Raw genomic sequence first — 22248 nt, forward strand, 5'->3', positions numbered from 1 at the left:
TATGATCATCCTGCCAACTCTGTTTGCAGTCCTTTTACTTTATATTCTGCAGGCAGTCTATTACAAAAAATACTGGATGAGAGGTCTGGAATGCCAGATCCGGTTTCAGGATCATGCGGTCAATGAAGGAGACGCTTCCTGTCTTCTGGAGACAATCACAAACCGCAAGTTGCTCCCTCTCACCACACTTCAGGTAAAATTTTCGGTCAGTCGGAAACTGAAATTTTCGGAAGCGGAAAATACTGCAACGACGGACAATAATTATCGGAACGACATTTTCTCCGTCATGTCCTATGAGAAAATTTCACGGAGTCTGCCGTTTACAGCGTCAAAACGGGGATGCTATCAGGTCTGGAATCTGGATCTGATTTCCTTTGATTTGTTCCTCATGAACAAATCCGTGATTTCAAGAGCGGTGGATACTTCCCTGTATGTATACCCGAAACCGGTTCCATTCGCGGAATTAAAAGCGCCTTTCCGCAAAATGATGGGAACAATTCTCACCCGGAATTCCGCGTTTGAAGATCCTTTTGAATTCCGCGGCATCCGGCCGTACCAGCAGTATGATCCCATGAAAGCGGTAAACTGGAAGGCATCTGCCAAGACCGGAGAACTGATGGTGAATGTACACGATTACACGGCCAGCCGTCAGGTTACCATTTTTCTGAATCTTGCCGACGATTCCAGCTGGCACTCGGAGCGCCTGTTCGAAAACGCCATTCGTCTGGCCGCCTCTTATGCGGAACTTCTTCTGGCAGAAGGGATTCCGGTACAGCTGATCACCAACGGGATCGATGCAATGACGAAGCAGACGCTGGTTCTTCCCGCCGGAGCCGGAACACACCATATCCGCACACTCAAGGAAGGGCTTGCAAGACTCAGCGACCGTTCGCAGGATCTGCCGGAGCTGGAGCCTTTGATTGCCGAAAAACTGTCTGTTACACACGGGGCGGATTTTTATCTTCTGATTTCCTATTCTCAGAACAGCCGCCTTCTCCGGACTTTTGACCAGCTTTGCCTTCAGTCCGAAGGTTCCCAGTGGATTGCTCCGCTTCACAATGATATGGAATTTCTCCAGGACCGCTGCCCTCATGCGGTCTCCATGAAATGGGAGGTGTCACGCATTGAATAAGTTATATCAGTTTTACTGCCGTCACTCTCTTGCGGTCTTTCATGTGATTCTCCTGGCCGCAGCAGGGGTTTTATGTCTGGTCAACTACTATACAAAAGATCCCTTTTTTGCCGACTGTGCATATGCCGTATTTGTCGTGGATATCTTCTCCGTGCTGATTCACACAAACCAGCAGGGAATATATGATTATATGAGAATGAACAAAGATGTTTCTCATGTACCGAAGCGACAGATCTATCTGATTAACACTCTGCTGTTAACCGGATTTCTGATATTGACAGGCGGATGCATGTTCCTTTTTGTTCATCTTCCTTACCGTAATGTCATTGATGCGGTTAAAACAGTTTTTGTGGCTGTCATCCGATGGATTCTTCAGCTGCTGCTTCGTAAAGGGTCTGCACCGGAAGAAGAGATCATAACTCAGGAAACAGAGCCGTTTTTCCAGAATCTGCCCCGTTCCCAAAATGTTTCCTGGTTCGCCCGGATACTCGAGTATCTGTTTTTGATTATCGCTGTCGTTTCCATCGCGGCAATTCTGGTTCTGCTGCTTGTTGCGATTTACCGGAAGCTGACATCCAGGCGCGAAGGGACAGAACTGGACAAAAGGGAATTTGTCTCTCCGAAAATGGAACGAAAAAAAGTGAAACGGACTTCCTCCGGAGAAAAACTCCGTTTTTTTGACCGCAGTACGGAAGGGCGGATACGGAAACTGTATTATCGGTCCATACGCCGCCGGCTTCGTTCCGGAAAGACGCCGTCAAGATCCATGACCCCGTCTCAGATCGAAGCACTTGCCAGCCTCTCTCAGAATCCTGGCGCAGACCAGCTGCACGAGGCCTACGAAAAAGCCAGATATGATACGGAAGGCTGTACAAAAGAGGATCTTGAAAAAGCAAAAGAAGGCGTGTCACGTCTTACGTAACAGGCATATTTGATTATACTGTAAAAACGGACTCTTCGGGGTCCGTTTTTTGTAAAGGAATCTTGACATTTTCTCGCAAGGCAGGTATAATCAAATTGTAAAGGTACCTTGTCAAAAGGAGGGATTCACTGCTTGAAAAATCGAGTCGAAGAGTTAAGGAAAAAATTAGGTATGAATCAAGAAGATTTTGCAAAAGCGATAAAAGTTTCTCGACAAACGGTTAGTTCGATAGAAACAGGCAAATATAATCCATCTTTGGAATTAGCCTTTGTCATATCTGATTTTTTTGGCGAAAGTATTGAGAACATATTCATCCATGAAAGGAGTGGAGACAATGAAAAAGAGTAATTTGATAACCGGCTTTATATATCTCATTGCCGGTGTGATTCTTCTTTTAATTGCAATATTCACAAATACAAAATTGGATAGTTTGCTTTGTGGCTTTGCCGGTGTAGGAATCGGTCCCGGTCTTATGATAATTTTTAAATATTTCTACTGGAATAAACCGGAAAACAAAAAGAGATATCAAGAAAAATCAGAGAAAGAAGCGATTGAACTGCATGACGAATTAAATATAAAGCTGAGAGATAAATCAGGGCATTATGCGTATGTATATGGCATTATCGTTATCTGTTTTTCAATCGTTGTATTTTCCATATTAGGTCAGTTGGAAATCATTACTCATTCAGGCATAATATTGTTATATTTAGGTGCATATCTCATATTTCAACTTGTTATATGTAGAATTATTTACAATCATCTGCTCAAACGCTATCGGTAACAAAAACCGGGGCAGTCAATCGTGTACAGAAACACAATTGACTGCCCTGACTATTTTTATATCAGGAAAATCACTCGCAAAATGCTTGATACTTTTTCGCCACTGCTTCCGCTGTCTTCATGCCGTCCATGGCAGCCGAAGTAATTCCGCCTGCGTATCCGGCGCCTTCTCCGCATGGATACAGCCCCTGAACATTCACACTCTGCATCGTTTCATCTCTTGTAATTCTAACCGGCGAGGACGTCCTTGCCTCTACGCCGGAAAGAACCGTATCATCTCTGGAAAATCCATGGATTTTCTGTTCAAATACTTCGATCCCTTCCTGAATGGAAGATGCGATCTCCTCCGGGAAGATTCCACGTACATTGCCAAAGCAGTACGCCCCCTTCATCTGCGGAAGTACCTCTCCAAAGGAATCGGAAATTCGTCCGTTTTTAAAATCTCCGAAGCATTGTACCGGGATCTTCCCGTTTCCTGCTTCATATGCCCGCTCTTCCAGATGCCTTTGAAATTCCACTCCTGCAAGCGGTCCCTGATTTCCAGCTGCTGCATAGTCTTCCGGTGTCACGGTCACGATCACGGCGCTGTTGGCATTTTTTCCGGCTCTTCCATGATAACTCATTCCATTGACACAGAGACGGCCCTCTTCAGAGGACGCATTGACTACATAGCCTCCCGGACACATGCAGAACGTGTAGACTCCCCGCCCGTTTTCCGCTTTTGCCGTCAACTTGTATGCAGCCGCCGGAAGATCCGGATGTTGTTCCGTACCATACTGGGACAGATTGATCCGTTTCTGAAGGTGTTCGACACGGACGCCCACCGCAAAGGATTTTGCTTCCAGAAATACTCCTGTCTCTTTCAGCATCGCAAAGGTATCTCTTGCGCTGTGTCCCAAAGCCAGTACAACCACTTCCGCAGGAATCAGGGATTCTTTCCCCTGCTCTTCGATCCGGATTTCCTTCACTCTGCCGTCCCCGGTGCTGATTCCGGTCAGCTTTGTGTAAAACCGGCATTCTCCGCCGGAATCCTCTATGGATTCCCGCATCCGGCGTACCACATCAATCAGGATGTCCGTTCCGATATGTGGTTTATTCTCATACAGGATCTCCTCCGGTGCACCATGCGCCACAAAGATCTTCAGCACTTCCCGGTTTCTTCCTGCCGGATCTTTCACCAGAGTGTTCAGTTTCCCGTCGGAAAAAGTCCCTGCACCGCCCTCGCCAAACTGAACATTTGTCCTTGTATCCAGCACTCCGGTCTCCCAGAACGCCTCCACTGCTTTTTTTCGTTCTTCCACCGGCGCCCCGCGCTCAATCAGAATCGGACGGTATCCGTGTTTTGCAAGCAGATACGCACAGAACAGTCCGGCAGGGCCACTTCCTACTACTACCGGCCGGTGTTTCATCTCAGACGCTTCCCTGCACGCCGGAAACTCATACGATGTTTCTTTTGCTTCGGATACATCCTTAAGTTTTCTGCGGGACAGAATCGCTTTTTCCTTCTTCACTTTTGTCAGCTTCACATCAACCGTGTATACATAATAAATTTCCGGTTTTTTTCTGGCATCAATCGAACGCTTCCGGATTTCAATGGACTGGATCTCTTCTCTGGACACGCCAAGAGCACGTTCGACCTTTCTTTCCAGCTCCTCTTTTGTATGTCCGGTTTTAATTTTCAGTTGTCCAATCCTTAACATTGCCTCTCCTTTCCGGCAGCACTGATGCCGGCCACATGACCGCTGGACCAGGCCCACTGCAGATTATAGCCGCCGCACATGCCGTCCACATCTACGATCTCCCCGGCAAAATACAGTCCCGGGATCAGACGTGATTCCATCGTATCCGGACAGATTTCTTCGGTGGAAATTCCGCCCGCACTTACCTGTGCCTGTTCAAAGCCGTTCGTACCGGTAATTTCCGTCTGAAATCCTTTGATGATCTTTGCAAGACGGTAACGGTTCTGATCTCCCAGCCTGTCCACTTTCAGTTCTGGAGGGATTCCTGCCCTCTTCAGGAACACCGCCGCAAGTTTCTCATGAAAGATTCCGGTAAAAAACTGATTCATCGTCTTTTCCGGCCGCATCTGAATTCTGCTCATGAAAAAGCTTTCCAGCTGCGTCTCTGTAAATTCCGGCATGAAATCAAGGTCCGCCACAATGTCAGTTTTCTTGTCTTCCAGAGCCCGCGCCGCGAAACGGCTTACCTGAAAGACCGGGATTCCGGAAATCCCGTATTCTGTAAACTGGATTTCTCCGATATCCAATGCCTCCACAACTCCATCACAGAGAAGTTCGATCTTTGCTCCCGCACGGACTCCTGCAAGAGACGGATAAAAATTTTCCCGGCATTTCAGCTGAACCAGTGCCGGTACACACGGAACGACCCGGTGTCCGAAGCTCTCTGCCAGCCTCATTCCGGTACCGTCCGCCTTTTGTACTCTTCCCGCAAGTCCGCCTGCTGTCAAAATAAGTTTTCCTGTCTGATAAACTTTCTCCTCTTCTCCGGTTTTTACAAGAACCGTACGCTTTTTACTTTTTTTCTCCTGCTTCAAAATGCTTTTTACTGCCTTTACCCGGAAACTGTTTCCTTCTTTTTGAATCTCCTCCACGCAGACCGATGTCTCAATCCGGACATGCAGACGTCGAAGCTCCATGAGAAGGACATCCCGCACAGCGGATGCCTGTTCCGAGTGCGGATAAAGATACCCGTCTTTGTTTTTGGAGTAAAGTCCCAGTTCCATAAACAAACGGATCGTATCCGGCACCGGAAAACGGGAAATCACATCCTGGGCAAATTCCGGATGTTCTCCACGATAGGCTCCCGGTATCTGGTTAATATTTGTAAAATTGCATTTTCCGTTTCCAGTGGACAGAATCTTTTTTCCGAGCTGCTCATTCTGTTCCAGAATGGTCACTTCTGCACCCTGCCCCGCCGCCGCAATGGCGGCCATCATGCCGGAGGCGCCCCCTCCGATCACCAATACTTTCTCCATGCCTGCTCCTTTACTGAATCGTTACCACACCAGCTTCCACTAATTTCTGAAGGCTCATCAGAATTCCGAATTTGGCGTGTTCCCAGGTCAGTCCCCCCTGGAAATACACCGCATACGGCGGTTTGATCGGCGCATCTGCTGAGAGTTCGATGGAAGATCCCTGAACAAATGCTCCTGCTGCCATAATGACATCGCTGTCATAGCCCGGCATTGCCCATGGTTCCGGCGTCACATAGCTGTCCACCGGAGCAGCCGCCTGAATTCCCTGGCAGAAACGGATCACACCTTCCGCAGTTCCGAATTCTACCGCCTGAATGATGTCGTGCCGTTCTTCATCTTTGGACGGGATGACGTGGAAACCAAGTTCCTCATAGATTCCAGCCGCAAAGATTGCTCCTTTCACTGCTCCTTTGACCACAGTCGGCGCCAGAAACAGCCCTTGATAAAAGTCCTTCATAACTCCAAGGGACGCACCTACTTCTTTTCCAAGTCCCGGCGAAGTCAGACGGTATGCACAGTTCTCGATCAGATCTTTTCTTCCTGCGATATAGCCTCCGATCGGCGCAAGTCCGCCTCCCGGATTTTTGATCAGAGAGCCGACTACCATGTCTGCCCCCGCATCGCTTGGCTCCTGCAGCTCCACAAACTCGCCGTAACAGTTGTCCACCATACAGATCACATCCGGGAACCGCTCTTTGATGAAACGGATCGCCTCTCCGATCTGGTCAACCGAGAAGCTCGGTCTCGTCTGATATCCCTTGGAACGCTGGATCGTGACAAGCTTGGTATCCGGACGCACCGTTTTTGCAATCTTTTCAAAATCAAAGCTTCCATCCGGAAGAAGATCTACCTGGCGGTAGCTGATGCCGTATTCTTTCAAAGATCCTTTGGACTCCCGGATTCCGATGACTTCTTCCAGCGTATCATACGGCTTCCCTGCCACGGAAATCATCTCATCTCCCGGTCTAAGATTGGCAGCCAGCGCAAGGGCAAGGGCATGGGTGCCGCAGGTAATCTGCGGGCGTACGAGAGCATCTTCCGTGTGAAAAATGTTCGCATACACCTGCTCCAGCGTATCTCTTCCAAAGTCATTGTAGCCATAGCCGGATACATACTGAAAGCACTCGGAATTCACTCTGGCTTTCTGCATCGCATGGACAACTTTCAACTGATTGTATTCTGCGATCCGGTCAATGGCTGCAAAACGCTCCTTTAAGGAGTCCTCAATCTTTGCCCCAAACTCATAGACCTTCCGCGAGATGCCTGCCTCCTCGTACTTTGCCTTTATGAACTCATCCATCTTATGACCTGTCATCTGATCCATTTTGTATTATTCCTCTTTTCCTTAGATTTTCCAGTAAAAATTCCAGTATTTTCGTTTCATCGTAATCAAATTCCTGCTTCGGGACCCAGATCACATCTCTTTCCCGCTTAAACCAGGTAATCTGACGCTTCGCAAAGTGTCTCGTATCCCGCTTCAAAATCCGGACAGCCTCCTCAAAAGGGATCTCTCCTTCCAGATAAGCAAGAATCTCTTTATATCCAAGCCCTTTCATGGACACCATGTCCCTTGTACAGCCCATATCCTTCAGTTTCCGGACTTCGTCGACCAGGCCCTCCTCCAGCATCTGGTCCACTCTCCGGTCAATCCGCCCGTAAAGCCTCTCCCGCTCATCGTTCAGGACGAAATACGCAAACTGATACGGTGACTCCTTCTGCCGCTCCGTCTCATTGTGTTCGGAGATTTTCTGTCCGGTCAGATGATAGAACTCCAGCGCACGAATTACCCGTTTCCGGTTATTCGGATGGATCTCTTCAGCCGCCCGTTCGTCCACTTCCCGCAGCTTTGCATGGAGCGCTTCCTCGCCGTACCGGTCTGCAAAATCTGCCAGCTCTTTCCGGTAACCGGTGTCCTCGCTGCTTTTCGTAAAATTAATATCATACAGAAGTGCCTGGATATAAAATCCGGTTCCCCCTGTCACAATCGGAATCATGCCCTTCTCATAGATTTCCTCCATCGCCTGTCTGGCAAGCTCCTGAAATTTCACAACATGAAATTCATCTGTCGGTTCCAGCACATCAATGAGATAATGCGGCACACCGTCCATTTCTTCCGCGCGGATCTTGGCCGAACCGATGTCCATATACCGGTATACCTGCATGGAATCCGCCGAGATGACCGCTCCGCCGATTTTCTTTGCAAGCCCGATGGAAAGAGCTGTCTTCCCTACCGCCGTCGGACCTGTCAGTATGACCAGTGGTCGTTTCATTTTTATTCACCCTATCTATATGATTCGTTTAAATTTCTTTTCCAGTTCCCTCTTTGTCATGGCAATAATCGTCGGACGCCCGTGCGGGCAGTGATATGGATTGTCAAGCTTCAAAAGCTCCTTTAGAAGTTCCTCCACTTCCGCTCTTGACAGTCTGGAATTTCCTTTTACTGCCGCCTTACAGGACATGGATGCAATCTTTTCATCCAGAATCTCCGGCGTCATGTTCGTACTGACCTCATCGGAAAGACTGTCGATCATCTCCATAAGCAGTTCCTTTTTTGCCACACTGAACAGATTGTCCGGCACTGCGCGCACTGCAAAGGAATCTCCCCCAAAAGGCTCGATCTCAAACCCGATTCTGGTAAACCGGTCCATGTACCTGCGAAAGAGCTCCGCCTCCTGCATGGACAGATCCAGAATAATCGGAGGACTGATGTACTGAGACGTATATTCCCTCGTCTTCATTCCCTTTAATGTCCGCTCGTACAGCACCCGCTCATGAGCCGCATGCTGGTCGATAATGTACATGCTGTCATGAAGCTGGACAATCCAGTAAGTATCAAAGACCTGTCCGATGATCTGATAGTCCGGTACAGATGCCTCATCCAGCAGCTTTTCATCAAAAAGCGTAAGCTGCTCCGCCGTCTGTTCCGGCTTCTGGTTCTTGATTTCGTCTTTTTTCCCTTCTGTTCTGGCTCGGTAAGATACCGCCTCCCGGATGCGTCCGCTGTCTACGGCCGGTTTGTGAATATCGCTCCGGTCTTTTACCTCTGCCGATGCATACTGATTATGATAGGAGGTCACCCGCTCCTTCATCCGTTCCATAAAGTAGTTTAAATCCCTCTTTTCCGGCTCCGGAACCGGTTTCTTTGCTTCCGGTTTTTCCTCCGGTCTGACAGGCGGTTCTGCGGCTGCCGGTATTTCTTTCTTTTGTTCCGGCACAGGAGCCTTCGGCGCTTCCGGCGCCTCGACTCTTGGAATCAGATCTCTTCCGTGCAGCGCCTTTGATACTGCCTCATACAGGAAGCGGTACACTTCCTGCTGATGCCCGAACCGCAGCTCCATCTTGGTCGGGTGAACATTGACGTCTATCTCCTCTCCCAGAATTTCAAGATGCAGTACCACAAACGGATATTTATGCTGCATCGTAAAATCTTTATACGCATCTTCCACTGCTTTTGAAAGAATCCCGCTCTTGATATATCGTCCGTTCACAAAAAATGTCTCAAAATTCCGGTTTCCCCGTGTCACGGTCGGATTTCCGATAAATCCGGAAAGCCGGATCTCTTCATTTTCCACAGAAATCTCGATCAGACTGGCCGTGATTTCCCGTCCATAAATATGGTATATCACATCCTTTAAGCGGCCATTCCCCGACGTATGCATCCGCTCCTGCCCGTTGTTGACAAACTGAAAGGAAATATCCGGCCGGGACAGGGCAAGCCGGGTCATCAGATCGCTGACATGACTGGCTTCCGTCATCGGGGTTTTCAGGAACTTTCTTCTGGCAGGCACGTTGTAAAACAGCTGGCGCACAAGAAAGGTTGTTCCGTCCTTCGCTCCGGTCTCTTCCATGGAAATCTCTTTTCCACCGGAAATCTGATACGAGGTTCCAAGGACGTTATCCCGTCCCTTTGTAATCATCTCGATCTGGGAAACTGCCGCAATACTGGAAAGCGCCTCACCGCGGAATCCCAGAGAGGAGATATGCATCAGATCATCTACCTGGCGGATCTTACTTGTAGAATGGCGCAAAAAGGCATTCCGCACATCGTCCGGCTCCATCCCGGTCCCGTTGTCCGCAATCCGGATCAGCGAAATTCCGCCGTCCTCGATTTCCACCTCCACAGCGGTTGCCCTGGCATCGATCGCATTCTCCACCAGCTCCTTGACTACGGAGGCCGGGCGTTCTACCACCTCTCCGGCGGCGATCTTATCGATTGTAACCTGATCTAAAACCTGAATCTTTCCCATCGTTCCTCCTTACCACCGGTTGTTCAGCTTGTTCTGAAGCTGATACAGAGTATTCATCGCATCCATCGGTGTCATACGGCTGATATCCATTCCCTTGATCTCTTCAATCACATCATTGTCCGATACCGTGTCAAACAGAGACATCTGAGCCATGTCCACGACATCCATTTTCTTCGGCTTTTCTTTTGCCTTCGTCTCCTGTCCCTGCACGCTCATTTCGCGTACCCGCGTCGTAATATCCGCATCGGAAAGCTCCTCGGAAATCTCCTTTGCACGGGTGATGACAGTCTCCGGCACGCCTGCAAGCTTTGCCACCTGAATTCCATAGCTTCTGTCCGCCCCGCCTTTTACAATTTTACGCAGAAATACGATGTCATCGCCTTTTTCCTTGACTGCAATACAGTAATTGTTGACGCTGTCGATCTTTCCTTCCAGCTCGGTAAGCTCATGATAATGAGTCGCAAAGAGCGTCTTTGCCCCCAGCAGTCTGGCATTGCTGATATGCTCCACCACCGCCCAGGCAATCGAGAGACCGTCAAAGGTACTCGTTCCCCTTCCGATCTCGTCAAGAATCAGAAGACTTTTGCTCGTGGCATTACGAAGAATATTCGCAACCTCAGTCATCTCCACCATAAAGGTACTCTGGCCGGATGCCAGGTCATCGGATGCCCCGACCCTCGTAAAGATCCGGTCCACCAGCCCGATATTGGCCTGGGAAGCCGGAACAAAGGAGCCGATCTGCGCCATCAGTACAATCAGTGCGGTCTGTCTCATATACGTGGACTTCCCGGCCATATTCGGCCCTGTAATGATGGCCACCCGGTTCTTCTTGTCATCCAGGTATGTATCATTTGCGATAAACATATGATTCGGGATCATCTTCTCCACGACCGGATGTCTGCCATCCTTGATATCAATGGTTCCCTTTTCATTGATTTTCGGACGCACGTAATGATTCCGCTCTGCTACAAGTGCCAGGGAGGCAAAAGCATCCACCGCTGCGACCGCCCTCGCCGTCGTCTGAATCCGGACAATCTCATCCGCAATCCGGTTTCGTACGTCACAGTAAAGCTCATATTCCAGCGCATACAGCTTATCCTCAGCTCCAAGGATCAGATCCTCCAGCTCCTTGAGCTCCGGAATAATGTAACGCTCCGCATTGGTCAGTGTCTGCTTTCTTGTATAGTAATCCGGCACCATATTTTTGAAAGAATTTGTTACTTCCAGATAGTATCCGAACACCTTGTTATACTTGATTCTTAAATTTTTGATACCGGTCTTTTCCCGTTCTTTCTGCTCCAGCTCGGCAAGCCAGGTCTTTCCGTCCGTCTTTGCTTTTCTAAGGCGGTCTACCTCTTCATGGTAACCGTCCCGTATGATTCCGCCTTCCTTCATTGCCATCGGCGGATCGTCAATGATTGCATTTTCCACCAGACTGCACAGATCCTCCAGCGGATCAATATCGTCATACAGTTTCTGAAGCAGCGGACTCTTCATGTCTCCCAGAATCGTCCGGATATGCGGCAGCATGGATAGGGACGCCTTGAAGGCTGTCAGATCTCTTGGATTGGCTGACTGATAGGAAATCCGTCCTACCAGACGCTCCAGGTCGTAGACCGAGGACAGATATTCCCGGATCTCTTCCCTGGAAATTGCCTCCTTTAAAAGCTCCTCCACCGCATCCAGACGCTTCGTAATCTCCTCTTTATCAATCAGCGGCTGCTCCACATATTTCCGCAGGAGTCTGGCTCCCATGGCTGTTTTTGTCTTATCCAGCACCCAGAGAAGGGAGCCCCGTTTCTGCTTCTCCCGCAGAGTCTCGCAGAGTTCCAGATTTCTCCTTGTGGAACTGTCCAGCACCATATATTTTCCTGTGGAATACGTGGTCAGCTTCGTCAGGTGGGCAAGGGACGTCTTCTGTGTCTCGATCAAATACTGAAGAAGCGCTCCGGAAGCGGTCACGCCGCAGTCATAATCGGCGATTCCAAGACTCTCCAGAGATGCCACCTGAAAATGTTCTTTCAATGCTTTTTTACAAAGTTCCTCGTCAAAATACCATGCATCCAGAGAGGAAATGGCAACATGCATCCGGTTTTTCAGATCTTCCAGCTGAATTCCGCTTACATAAAGCGCCTCGTTGCAGATAATCTCGGATGGTGAAAATTTATAAATCTCATCAAACAGCTTGCTCTCGCTGTCTGTTTCTGTCACAAAATAATCTCCGGTGGAAACGTCCGCAATAGAGATTCCGTATCTTCCCGCGTCATAGACAATGGACATGATATAATTATTCTTCGTCTCATCCCTTGTCATGGAATCGATGTTGGTTCCCGGAGTGACGATCCGGATGACCTCTCTTTTCACGATCCCTTTCGCCTGCTTCGGATCCTCCACCTGCTCACAGATGGCAACCTTATATCCCTTCTCCACCAGCCGGGACAGGTAACTGTCTACTGCATGATACGGCACCCCGCACATCGGCGCGCGCTCTTCCAGGCCGCAGTTCTTCCCGGTCAGAGTAATTTCCAGCTCTTTGGACGCCGTCAGTGCGTCGTCAAAAAACATTTCATAAAAATCCCCAAGACGATAAAATAAAATGCAGTCCTTATATTCTTTTTTCGTTTCCATATATTGCTGCATCATTGGTGTTAATTCTGCCACTTTTGTTCTCCTTTTCTTTTGCTGCTTGTTCTATTTTATCTTTTTTACTTCCTGTTTTCGTGTTCAGGGAACTTTGCCCTGATATTACATTATATCACCATTTTCCGGGCAGCAAAAGTAAAATTTCGTTTTTGTTACCAAATGGGGATTTTCGGCTTTTCTTCCCCGTAAAGCACATGCAGCAGATAGCCGCCCAGATAGATTCCGATTGTACATAGAAACCCAAACAGCGCCATAAAGGGCAGGCAGATCTGGCCAAATAGCTGAAACGGTACGTTGCTGTAGTCCCAGATGCCGAGATTCAGCCATTTGTTGACAATGATTCCTGTAATAAATTCGCAGGAAGTCACAAAGATCATGCACCGTAAAATCTGGATTCCCAGCGGATCCCTCCATCTTCCCGCCCGCCCCTGGGCCGTGCAGAATACAAGACACAGGCCGCCAAGTACGAACATGGTCCAGTGGGAAAATCCCCGGAAAACAATTTCAAATGTATAATAAAGGCAGCCTCCGACTGCCCACAGAAATAAGTATTCACTTAATTTTTTCATAAAAAACGCCCTCACTTTTGTACATTTCCATACATAGTGTGGGCGTTATTTCCGGCATTATACATCTGTCAGGCTGACGGATTATTTTTCCACTGCTTCTCCAATGTAATAAAATCCTTTACACTCCAGAAGCTTCACATCGATGAGTTTTCCGATCTGCTCTTTTGTTCCCGGAAAATGAACAAGCAGGTTGTTGCCAAGTCTTCCTGTCACAAGAGATGGATCGTGTTCGTTGACCTGCTCTACCAGTGCGGTCTGAATGGTTCCTTCATGCTTTGCACACTCTTCGGAAGCGATCGTCTGAACTTCTTTTAACAGGCGGTCAAAGCGGTCTTTCACCACATCCTCCGGCACCTGCCCTTCCATAACTGCTGCCGGTGTTCCGGTCCGTTTGGAATAGATAAAGGTAAACGCACTGTCGTAGCGTACCTTTCTCACCACATCCAGCGTCTCCTCAAAATCTTCTTCTGTCTCCTGCGGAAATCCTACAATAATGTCGGTTGTAAGGGAGATGTCCGGCACTGCTTCCCGGATTTTGTGTACAAGCTCCAGATACTGTTCCTTTGTATATCTGCGGTTCATCTTTTTTAAAATCTCCGTGCTTCCGGACTGTACCGGAAGATGCAGATGATGGCAGATCTTTTTGGAAGTCCGCATGACTTCAATGAGTTCATCGGACAGATCCTTCGGATGGGACGTCATAAAGCGGATTCGTTCCAGGCCGTCGATCTTTTCCACTTCCCGTAAAAGCTCCGCAAACGTCATCGGTTCCTCCAGCGTCTTTCCATAAGAATTGACATTCTGTCCCAGAAGCATGACTTCTTTCACGCCATCCGCTGCCAGATTTTCGATTTCCCGGATGATATCCCGCGGATTCCGGCTCCGTTCCCGTCCTCTGACATACGGTACAATACAGTAGCTGCAGAAGTTATTGCAGCCAAACATGATATTGACTCCTGATTTAAACGAATATTTCCGCTCGCTCGGAAGATCCTCCACGATCCGGTCTGTATCCTTCCAGATATCAATGACCATCCGTTCGGATTCAAACCGGGTGGCAAGCACTTCCGCAAATTTATAAATATTGTGGGTTCCGAAAATCAGATCTACAAACCGGTAGCTCTTTTTCAGCTTTTCCACCACATGCGGCTCCTGCATCATACAGCCGCAGAGTCCGATCAGCATGTGTGGATTTTTCCTTTTGACACGGTTCAGCTGACCAAGTCTTCCATAGACTCTCTGATTCGCATTTTCTCTGACCGTACAGGTATTGTAGATAACGAAATCCGCCTTTTCCTCCTGATCAATCATCGTGTAACCGATCTTCTCAAGAATTCCGGTCAGCTTTTCGGAGTCTCTGGCATTCATCTGACAGCCAAATGTGATGACCGCCGCTGTCAGCGGACGTCCCAGCTCCTCTGAAATCTTCCTGACATAGTCTTTGCACTTTTCAATAAAGTAATACTGCCGTTCCGGTTCTGTTACCGGTATATGTTCAATTGCATTTTCATTTGTCTGCATCATATAGCGCTCTCTTTCCTCAATAGTATTATAAGGAAAAGACTAACGAAATTATCCATGAATGTCAAGTACAATATGCTCCGAGATCCGTTTCCCGTGATCGTAAAAAATCTCATCTTCCTCTGTGATTTCCCGGTGCACTTCAGACTGTTGAAAATGATTGATTTCCTGCAGAAAAATTATCAGAAAAAATTTGTTCTTGATGAGCTTTGTGATTCTGTAAATCTTTGCCGAAGTGCATGCTGCAGATATTTTAAGAAGATGATGAATATGTCCATCTCTGATTATCTGAATGAATACCGGCTTTCTCAGGCACTGTTTCTGCTGGATAACACAGACAACAGCGTCACGGAAATCGCTGTCCAGTCCGGATTTACTTCCGCAAGCTATTTTATCAGCAAATTTAAAGAAAAGACAGGGCTTACGCCCCTGGAATATAAGATGAGAAAAAAGAGCTGACTTCCTGAGGGCGGGATGAGAACCGGAGAGACAGACGGCCTTAACGTGCCGCCTGTTTTTCCAGTAATTTCCGGATTTTCCTCCACAGGAAGAAGGACAAAATGACCGCGAGATAGTCTGTCACGGACTGTCCGAGAATCACGCCGTTTAGCCCAAACAGCGCACGAAGCAGATATAATAACGGAATCAGGAGAATTCCCTGTCGAAGCACTGAAAGAATCGTGGCCGGGAGCGCCCTTCCTACGGACTGCATACAGTTCATATTCACGAAAAGAAATCCGATCACGGGTCCGGAGAGCATATAGGCAACAAGCATATCCACACCGTAGGAAACGACCTCATTGTCGCTGATAAAGAGACGGATGATCTGTTCCCGGAACAGGAAATACAATGCCGTTGCCGCAATTCCTGCCACAAGACAGCATTTCTTTGTGTAGGATTCCACACCGCGGAACCGCTTCATATTTCCGGCGCCGTAATTGTAACCAAGCAGCGGCTGCACTCCATTTGCAATTCCCATCTGCAAAAAGGTGATAAACATATTGGCCTTGAATACAATTCCGATGGCCGCCACCGGGTCATTGCCATAGACCACCAGAAGCTGGTTGAGCACAATGGTGGAAACACTCATGAGAGCAGAGAAAATTGCCGTCGGGAGACCGGAACCGCAGACCTTCGTCAGGATTGACTCCCGGACGGTAAAGTCACTCCATTTCAGCGAAAGCACTTTGCTTTTCTTCAGGAAATACCAGAGATAATAACCACTTGCCAGGATATTTCCAATGGTCGTCGCGATTGCCGCGCCGGCTGTTCCCTGATTGAGTACGGAAATAAAGATCGGATCCAGAATAATATTAGCGACCGTTCCGATCATGCTTCCGATCATCGCCTCCTTACTGGATCCTTCCGCCCGGACAATAAAGCTGGCAGCCGCTGACCAGATGATGAACGGCGCGCCATAAGAAATGTGGAAGGTATACCCTTTTGCAAACTCATATGTCTCTGCATTGGCGCCAAACACTGCCATAATCGGATCCATAAAGACGATCAGGATTACTGCAAACAGTATTCCGACAATCAGAGAGGCATAGGTGACAAAGGATGAAGTCTGCCTTGCCCGTTTCTCATTTTTCGCACCGAGGGCCATGGAAAGGACTGCGCTTCCTCCCATCCCGAACATGTTGGCAAACGCCATCATCAGAATAAAAATCGGATTGGTCAGGCTAACAGCCGCCACCTGAAGCGGATCCCCGGTCTGTCCCACGAAAAAGGTATCCGCCATGTTGTAGACGACTGTCACAAGACTGCTGATGACACTGGGAACAGCCATCTTTGCCACGGCCTTTGAGATTTTCATCTGTCCCATCAGTTCATTCTCATTCATTTCTCTTCTCCTCCTCTTCCAGATTTTCCAGCATTTTAGCTGTAATCTTCATAAATACAGCCTGCTCTTCTCTGGAAATGCCACGCAGCAGAACTTCTTCCGACTGCTCGATTTCCGACCGGAGGGCACTTCGGATCGCCTTTGCTTTTTCCGTAAAGACAATCTTTTTCAGCCGTCCGTCCTCTTCGTCCGGTACACGGACAATCAGGTCTTCCTCCTCCAGATGCTTTAATACTTCTGTCGCTGTAGAAGGACGAAGGTCAAATTCCTTTTCAATCTCTTTCTGATACACGTTGTGTTTTTCACTTTCCACCAGAATATAATCCAGCACATTCCCTTTTGCTCCGGTAATACCCAGGGTCTCCTGCACCTTTCTGGAACGTCTCCGGAGCCGGTTGGAAATCCGGTTTATCATTTTTCCTGTTTCCATGCAGGTTCACACTCCTCTGTAATTGTTTCGGTTCCTAAATATTTTAGTTCGTTTCCTAAGAAATGTCAATTTTTATTTTCTGCACACAAAAAAGAAGACCTGCTCCCGCTTTTCTGCAGAAGAAAGTCTTCCCTTTTTTTATTCTCTTTTAACCTGCGTTACTTGCCGCAATCTTGACGCGGCTCCAGAGATCACTGATAATCTTTTTCGTATCCGCATTGTACTCAAAAACTTCATCGTTTTCATTGTCCGTCCGCGGGATGTAGGCATTGATTCCTTCATAGTCTCCGCCTTCCCCGGAAAGGTCATCCATAACCTCCTGGTTGGCCGAGGTATATCCTACATAGCTGGAGTTATCATATGCGCCGTCATAATCGCTTGCATAATTGATAAATGCATGAGCAAGATCCGGATTCTTGGCGTTTTTCGGAATCACCATGGCATCAGACCAGAGGTTGGTTCCGGTCTCCGGCATGAAGTAGCCCATGTCTTCATTTTCGGCCATGACATAACTTGCGTCACCGGAATAGATCAGTCCGAGCGCTTTTCTTCCCTGAGCCATGTTGTCAATGATCTCATCTGTTACGATTTCCGTATCCATCGTTTCCACACATTGTACGAGCCATTCGTATGCTTCATTTAACTCTGCCTCGTTCTCGGTATTCATGGAATATCCAAGTGCTTTTAACGCCATCATAAAGGAATCTCGCTCGGAATCGTACAGATAAACATCTCCTTTGTACTTCTGATCGAGGAAAATATTGTATCCTTCTCTCTCCAGATCTTCGATGTCTACCTTCGTCTTGTCATACACGATTCCCACGGTACCCCAGAAGTACGGAACGGAATAGTCATTGTTCGGATCGTACGGAAGGCCAAGTACCGCATCGGACAGCTTGTCAAAGCAGTCCAGCTTTGATTTATCCAGCTTCTGCAGATAATCTTCCTCAATCAGACGCTGAATCATATAATCACTTGGGACGAGAATGTCGTAGGCTTCTCCGTTTGCCACCTTAATGTACATCTGCTCATTGGAATCGAAGTTTTCCATCACAACTGTAGCGCCGGTCTCTTCTTCGAAATCACCGATAATATTTTCCCCGGTGTACTCACCCCAGTTGTAAATATGGAGTGTCTGTCCTTCGAAAGGACGATCCTTGCCTGTGATGCCTCCTCTTTGCAGCGCGGCAACGGCAACCACAAGAACACAGCATACCGCAACAGCCGGTACCCATCTTTTCCGTTTCACGGCGCCGCCCTTTTTCACTCTCTTCGCCGCTATAACCGGAGCCAGATTGATCACAAGGAGCACGATGGTGATGATGACTACCACAAGGGTAGATACTGCATTGATACTCGGGTTGACACGCTTACTCATTGTGTATACCACAATACTTAAGTTCTTCACGCCGCTTCCTGTGACAAAGTAGGAAATAATAAAGTCATCCACTGACATGGTAAATGCAATCAGCGCACCGGAGACAATTCCCGGTGTAATCTGCGGCACAATGACTTTGGTCAGTGCCTTGAACGGTGTTGCCCCCAGATCCATCGCCGCATCCGCCAGGTTCGGATCCAGAGAGCGGATCTTCGGCATAACGGAAAGCATAACATAAGGAATACAGAAGGCAATATGTGCCAGAAGCATGGTAACATACCCTTTTTCCACCTTGAAGGTGATGAACAGAAGCATGAAACCGATGGCTGTCACGATCTCCGGATTCATCATCGGAAGGTTGTTTACCTGTTCCATGATATTGCGGATTACCTTTCTGGAACTGGACAATCCGATTGCCGCCACCGTACCTATGACAGTTGCCACAATCGTCGCAAGAATCGCGATACTAAAGGTGGTATAGAGCGCGGTCATCATGTCCTGGGACTCCAGCATGTGCTGATACCAGCGAAGGGAAAATCCGGTAAAGCTGGTCAGCGATTTTCCGTCATTGAAGGAAAAGATGATCATATAGAGGATCGGCAAATAGAAAAATGCGATCATCAGAATCATCAAAGCCTTCCCTAAAGTACGTTTCTTCTTTTTCATGCTTTTGCCCCCTTTCCGCCCTGATTTCTTGTTTCAATTTTACGCACGAGCATCATCAGAAGCATCATGATCACTGCCATAATCATGGAGATGGCACTTCCGAAGTTCCACTCTCCAACTGTAATAAACTGGTTTTCAATCATATTTCCGATGAGGAAATACTGTCCGCCTCCCAAAAGTTTCGGGATAAAGAAGGAACTGACTGCCGGAAGGAATACCAGCGTAATTCCGTTGATGACTCCCGGAAGGGAAAGCGGAAGCGTTACCCTCCGGAAAGTCTGCGCCGGACTTGCTCCAAGATCCGCGCTTGCCTCCAAAAGGGAATGATCCATCTTGCTTAAAGACGTCTGAATCTGCAGAATCATAAATGGAAGGAAATTGTACACCATACCAAGGAGTACTGATCCTTCTGTATACAAAAGCTCGACATCTCCCAGCCCGAAAATTCCAAGGATCCGCTGAATGATTCCGCCCTCGCTGAGAAGGCCGATCCATGCGTAGGTTCTTACCAGCATGTTGATCCACATCGGAATCGTAATGCAGAGAATCAGAATATTCTGTACTTTTTCACTGCTCCTGGCAATAAAGTACGCTGCCGGGTAACCAAGGATCAGACAGATAATTGTTGTCTTAATTGCAATCAACAAAGATCTCCACAAAATCAGAAGGAAATCCGGGTCTGTAAAGAACTTGATGTAATGATCCAGTGTCAGGGAGAAGGAAATAATACTATTTCCCGGCTCCATAACCGAATACATGGCAATCAGCGCCATAGGAAGTACCAGCATCAACGCAGCCCAGATAATATACGGGACTGCCAGCTTTGAAAATCGTTTCATTTAGAATACCTCCTTGGACATAACGTGGATATCCTCCGGGAAAAAGGTAAGCCCTACCTCCTGTCCCTCTTCGGTATAATCCGTTGTATGGATTTTGAATTCCCGGCCTGTCGTGGAGAAGGTGATCTGGTATACGCCCTCTTTGACATCCTCCGGCTCAAAATCGTAGTCAACGCTGAGATCTACGGATTCATCTTCATTACTGAGCTTCCAGCCCTGTGCTCCGGCCCAGGTCTTCAGATCTGTATCAAGAGCCTGTGACTCTGTGATCTCGTCCACTGTTTTAAAGAAGTTGAATGCCATGACACCTTCATTTGCCTTTTCATTCTTAACAAACGGCTGATCCACTACATAGATATTTCTCTCAATACTTGTTCCGTTGGATGTGGAGAAAGTAACCGGATATTTTCCTTCTTCTTTTTCCAGACTGTACTCTACCTTGGCGATAGAAATCAGTTCATCTGCCGCCGGATCCCACGCCTGGGCATTGGAAAGGGCGATGATCTCCTTGTCGTCCAGTTCTTCCACGTCGTCGATATCCACGTAGAAATCATTGGCGCTGATCATCTCTTTGCCGTCCTCACTCTTTACATCCTGATTCCGGATCACACGCATATTGACGGTGACACTTGTTCCCGGAACCGTCTCCACCATGATCTCATAATGGACACCTTTAAACAGGACACTTAATACTTCTCCTGTCATCTTACCGTCTTTGACATCCACGATGTCAATATCCTCCGGGCGGATGACCACATCGACCGGTTCATTCTCCTTAAATCCAAAGTCCACACAGTCAAAGGTAATGTCATCGAAACGCACCTTGTAATCTTCTACCATGGTTCCCGGAATAATATTACTCTCCCCGATAAAATTCGCTACAAAACGGTTTGCCGGTTCATTGTAGATGTCCTCCGGAGATCCTACCTGCTGGATTTCCCCGTTTTTCATGACCACGATTTTATCAGACATGGTCAGCGCTTCTTCCTGGTCATGGGTAACAAAGATGAAGGTAATTCCGACCTCCTGCTGAATCCGTTTCAGCTCGTACTGCATCTCCTTGCGGAGTTTCAAATCCAGCGCCGCCAGAGGCTCGTCCAGCAGAAGGACCTTCGGCTCATTTACCAGCGCTCTTGCGATGGCAACACGCTGCTGCTGCCCGCCGGAAAGAAGTGTCGTATTTTTATCTTCGTATCCCTCAAGTCCAATCAGCTTCAGCATCTTCATGACCTTCTGGTCGATGACGTCCTTACTCATCTTCTTGATTTTCAGTCCAAAAGCGATATTTTCATATACACTCAGATGCGGAAACAAGGCATATTTCTGAAAAACCGTATTTAACTCTCTCTCATAAGGAGGCTTTTTACTGATTTCCTCCCCGTCAAAGATCACAGAACCTTCGTCCGCATCCAGAAAGCCCCCAAGAATACGCAAAAGTGTTGTCTTACCACAGCCGCTTGGACCTAAAAGAGTGACAAATTCATTCTCATAAATATCCAGATTGATTCCTTTTAAGACAATCTGGCCGTCAAAATTTTTCACAATATTGCGAAACTCGATCAGTTTTTTCTCTTCCATCTCATTTCTCCTTCCTAGAACATCGGCGGCGTTGTGATCCAGAGGATCTTCGCATCGCCGGTACCGTGATTGTACAGATAATGACTCTTGGACCCGTCCATATAGAACGTCTCATGAGCCTTTACCTTATACTTTTTCCCCTCTTGTACGATGGTTACGCTTCCTTTCAGCACATAACCGAACTCCTGGCCCTGATAAGCAGAGAGCACATGACTCTTTTTTCTCGGATGCAGTGTCAGAATGATCGGCTCCATCTCATTTTTCTGCGCGTTTGGGACAATCCATTCGATCGTATAATCTTCCTGCTCATCCACAAAGAAATCCTGTACAGGAAACACGATCTGTTTCTCTTCCTCTTCATGAAAGAAATCGGACAGATTACTTCCCAGCGCCTCCAGGATATCCTCCAGCGTCGCAATACTCGGCGTCGTCAGCCCACGCTCCACCTGTGAGAGAAATCCCTTTGTCAGCTCGCTGCGGGACGCAAGATCTCCAAGCGTCAGATCATTTTGGAGCCTCAGTTCTTTCAGTTTCTTTCCAATGTCCACTTACCGCACCTCCGGTTTTCTAATACTATACTTTTTGTTCAAAATATGCGAACCGAATCTAATTATACATCCTCGACGACAAAATGCAACAGGTTTTGATGATTTTTTCACATTTCCTTTGCTTGCACCATTTTCTACTAAGTAGTAAAATAAAATC

At 47.7% G+C, this 22248-nt stretch carries 19 protein-coding genes; 5 read left to right on the forward strand and 14 right to left on the reverse strand.

The features are described 5' to 3' along the window. Position 1 precedes the first annotated feature (1 nt). From B5G11_RS01690 to B5G11_RS01705, 4 genes are all read left to right on the forward strand, one after another. Entirely contained in the window at positions 2-1132 is a 1131-nt protein-coding gene (locus tag B5G11_RS01690) for a DUF58 domain-containing protein (protein WP_087251949.1), read from the forward strand. Next, complete coding sequence (locus B5G11_RS01695; RefSeq protein ID WP_087251950.1) at positions 1125-2054, forward strand: DUF4129 domain-containing protein; 930 nt, start codon at positions 1125-1127, stop codon at positions 2052-2054. Before B5G11_RS01690 ends, B5G11_RS01695 begins: the two co-directional genes overlap by 8 nt. Positions 2055-2186: 132 nt before the next feature. Beyond that, positions 2187-2402: a helix-turn-helix transcriptional regulator gene (locus tag B5G11_RS01700; RefSeq protein WP_087251951.1), complete on the forward strand. Its 216-nt coding sequence runs from the start codon at positions 2187-2189 to the stop codon at positions 2400-2402. Continuing rightward, positions 2389-2835 carry a hypothetical protein gene (locus B5G11_RS01705; RefSeq protein WP_087251952.1) on the forward strand — a complete coding sequence of 149 codons (447 nt, stop codon included), beginning with the start codon at positions 2389-2391 and terminating at the stop codon, positions 2833-2835. The genes B5G11_RS01700 and B5G11_RS01705 overlap by 14 nt, the downstream gene beginning before the upstream one ends. Before the next feature lie 70 nt (positions 2836-2905). Here the strand turns inward: B5G11_RS01705 and B5G11_RS01710 are convergent, their stop codons facing one another. The 8 genes from B5G11_RS01710 to miaB form a co-directional block, all read right to left on the reverse strand. Continuing rightward, positions 2906-4534: an FAD-dependent protein gene (locus B5G11_RS01710; protein ID WP_087251953.1), complete on the reverse strand. Its 1629-nt coding sequence runs from the start codon at positions 4532-4534 to the stop codon at positions 2906-2908. After that, a complete protein-coding gene (locus B5G11_RS01715) occupies positions 4528-5829 on the reverse strand; it encodes an NAD(P)/FAD-dependent oxidoreductase (protein WP_087251954.1) in 1302 nt (433 codons plus the stop codon). The genes B5G11_RS01710 and B5G11_RS01715 overlap by 7 nt, the downstream gene beginning before the upstream one ends. A gap of 10 nt (positions 5830-5839) precedes the next feature. Then, positions 5840-7153 carry a methionine gamma-lyase family protein gene (locus B5G11_RS01720; RefSeq protein ID WP_343215455.1) on the reverse strand — a complete coding sequence of 438 codons (1314 nt, stop codon included), beginning with the start codon at positions 7151-7153 and terminating at the stop codon, positions 5840-5842. After that, positions 7131-8099, reverse strand: coding sequence for a tRNA (adenosine(37)-N6)-dimethylallyltransferase MiaA (gene miaA / locus B5G11_RS01725; protein WP_087251955.1), 969 nt, complete (start codon positions 8097-8099; stop codon positions 7131-7133). The genes B5G11_RS01720 and miaA overlap by 23 nt, the downstream gene beginning before the upstream one ends. Before the next feature lie 15 nt (positions 8100-8114). Further along, entirely contained in the window at positions 8115-10076 is a 1962-nt protein-coding gene (mutL, locus tag B5G11_RS01730) for a DNA mismatch repair endonuclease MutL (RefSeq protein ID WP_087251956.1), read from the reverse strand. Between the two features lie 9 nt (positions 10077-10085). Further along, positions 10086-12737: a DNA mismatch repair protein MutS gene (gene mutS / locus B5G11_RS01735; RefSeq protein ID WP_330616825.1), complete on the reverse strand. Its 2652-nt coding sequence runs from the start codon at positions 12735-12737 to the stop codon at positions 10086-10088. Positions 12738-12871: 134 nt separating this feature from the next. After that, positions 12872-13288 carry a hypothetical protein gene (locus B5G11_RS01740; protein ID WP_087251957.1) on the reverse strand — a complete coding sequence of 139 codons (417 nt, stop codon included), beginning with the start codon at positions 13286-13288 and terminating at the stop codon, positions 12872-12874. Between the two features lie 81 nt (positions 13289-13369). Next, entirely contained in the window at positions 13370-14812 is a 1443-nt protein-coding gene (gene miaB, locus B5G11_RS01745) for a tRNA (N6-isopentenyl adenosine(37)-C2)-methylthiotransferase MiaB (protein WP_087251958.1), read from the reverse strand. A gap of 54 nt (positions 14813-14866) precedes the next feature. Between miaB and B5G11_RS01750 the strand changes: the two genes are divergently transcribed. After that, positions 14867-15268 (forward strand): AraC family transcriptional regulator, encoded by a 402-nt coding sequence (locus B5G11_RS01750; protein WP_158099180.1) that lies wholly within the window; start codon positions 14867-14869, stop codon positions 15266-15268. A 40-nt stretch (positions 15269-15308) separates the two neighbouring features. On the opposite strand, the gene B5G11_RS01755 is transcribed toward B5G11_RS01750, so the two are convergent. The 6 genes from B5G11_RS01755 to B5G11_RS01780 form a co-directional block, all read right to left on the reverse strand. Further along, positions 15309-16652, reverse strand: a complete 1344-nt coding sequence (locus tag B5G11_RS01755; RefSeq protein ID WP_087251960.1) for an MATE family efflux transporter — start codon at positions 16650-16652, stop codon at positions 15309-15311. Further along, positions 16645-17082, reverse strand: a complete 438-nt coding sequence (locus B5G11_RS01760) for a MarR family transcriptional regulator (RefSeq protein ID WP_087251961.1) — start codon at positions 17080-17082, stop codon at positions 16645-16647. The genes B5G11_RS01755 and B5G11_RS01760 overlap by 8 nt, the downstream gene beginning before the upstream one ends. Before the next feature lie 148 nt (positions 17083-17230). Continuing rightward, positions 17231-19126, reverse strand: a complete 1896-nt coding sequence (locus B5G11_RS01765; RefSeq protein WP_087251962.1) for an extracellular solute-binding protein — start codon at positions 19124-19126, stop codon at positions 17231-17233. Then, positions 19123-19965, reverse strand: a complete 843-nt coding sequence (locus B5G11_RS01770) for an ABC transporter permease (RefSeq protein WP_087168912.1) — start codon at positions 19963-19965, stop codon at positions 19123-19125. Before B5G11_RS01770 ends, B5G11_RS01765 begins: the two co-directional genes overlap by 4 nt. Continuing rightward, positions 19966-21543, reverse strand: a complete 1578-nt coding sequence (locus tag B5G11_RS01775) for an ABC transporter ATP-binding protein (RefSeq protein WP_087251963.1) — start codon at positions 21541-21543, stop codon at positions 19966-19968. Between the two features lie 14 nt (positions 21544-21557). Then, positions 21558-22091 (reverse strand): XRE family transcriptional regulator, encoded by a 534-nt coding sequence (locus tag B5G11_RS01780; protein ID WP_087251964.1) that lies wholly within the window; start codon positions 22089-22091, stop codon positions 21558-21560. Between the last annotated feature and the right edge of the window lie 157 nt (positions 22092-22248).

Source organism: Drancourtella sp. An57, assembly GCF_002161525.1.
GTDB classification, from domain to species: domain Bacteria; phylum Bacillota; class Clostridia; order Lachnospirales; family Lachnospiraceae; genus Sellimonas; species Sellimonas catena.

Coding starts and splice junctions, on each gene's coding strand:
- B5G11_RS01690 (WP_087251949.1), top strand. CDS start 2: ATGATCATCCTGCCAACTCTGTTTGCAGTCCTTTTACTTTATATTCTG.
- B5G11_RS01705 (WP_087251952.1), top strand. CDS start 2,389: ATGAAAAAGAGTAATTTGATAACCGGCTTTATATATCTCATTGCCGGT.
- B5G11_RS01710 (WP_087251953.1), bottom strand. CDS start 4,534: ATGTTAAGGATTGGACAACTGAAAATTAAAACCGGACATACAAAAGAG.
- B5G11_RS01715 (WP_087251954.1), bottom strand. CDS start 5,829: ATGGAGAAAGTATTGGTGATCGGAGGGGGCGCCTCCGGCATGATGGCC.
- B5G11_RS01720 (WP_343215455.1), bottom strand. CDS start 7,153: ATGGATCAGATGACAGGTCATAAGATGGATGAGTTCATAAAGGCAAAG.
- miaA (WP_087251955.1), bottom strand. CDS start 8,099: ATGAAACGACCACTGGTCATACTGACAGGTCCGACGGCGGTAGGGAAG.
- mutL (WP_087251956.1), bottom strand. CDS start 10,076: ATGGGAAAGATTCAGGTTTTAGATCAGGTTACAATCGATAAGATCGCC.
- B5G11_RS01740 (WP_087251957.1), bottom strand. CDS start 13,288: ATGAAAAAATTAAGTGAATACTTATTTCTGTGGGCAGTCGGAGGCTGC.
- miaB (WP_087251958.1), bottom strand. CDS start 14,812: ATGATGCAGACAAATGAAAATGCAATTGAACATATACCGGTAACAGAA.
- B5G11_RS01750 (WP_158099180.1), top strand. CDS start 14,867: ATGAATGTCAAGTACAATATGCTCCGAGATCCGTTTCCCGTGATCGTA.
- B5G11_RS01755 (WP_087251960.1), bottom strand. CDS start 16,652: ATGAATGAGAATGAACTGATGGGACAGATGAAAATCTCAAAGGCCGTG.
- B5G11_RS01760 (WP_087251961.1), bottom strand. CDS start 17,082: ATGGAAACAGGAAAAATGATAAACCGGATTTCCAACCGGCTCCGGAGA.
- B5G11_RS01765 (WP_087251962.1), bottom strand. CDS start 19,126: ATGAAAAAGAAGAAACGTACTTTAGGGAAGGCTTTGATGATTCTGATG.
- B5G11_RS01770 (WP_087168912.1), bottom strand. CDS start 19,965: ATGAAACGATTTTCAAAGCTGGCAGTCCCGTATATTATCTGGGCTGCG.
- B5G11_RS01775 (WP_087251963.1), bottom strand. CDS start 21,543: ATGGAAGAGAAAAAACTGATCGAGTTTCGCAATATTGTGAAAAATTTT.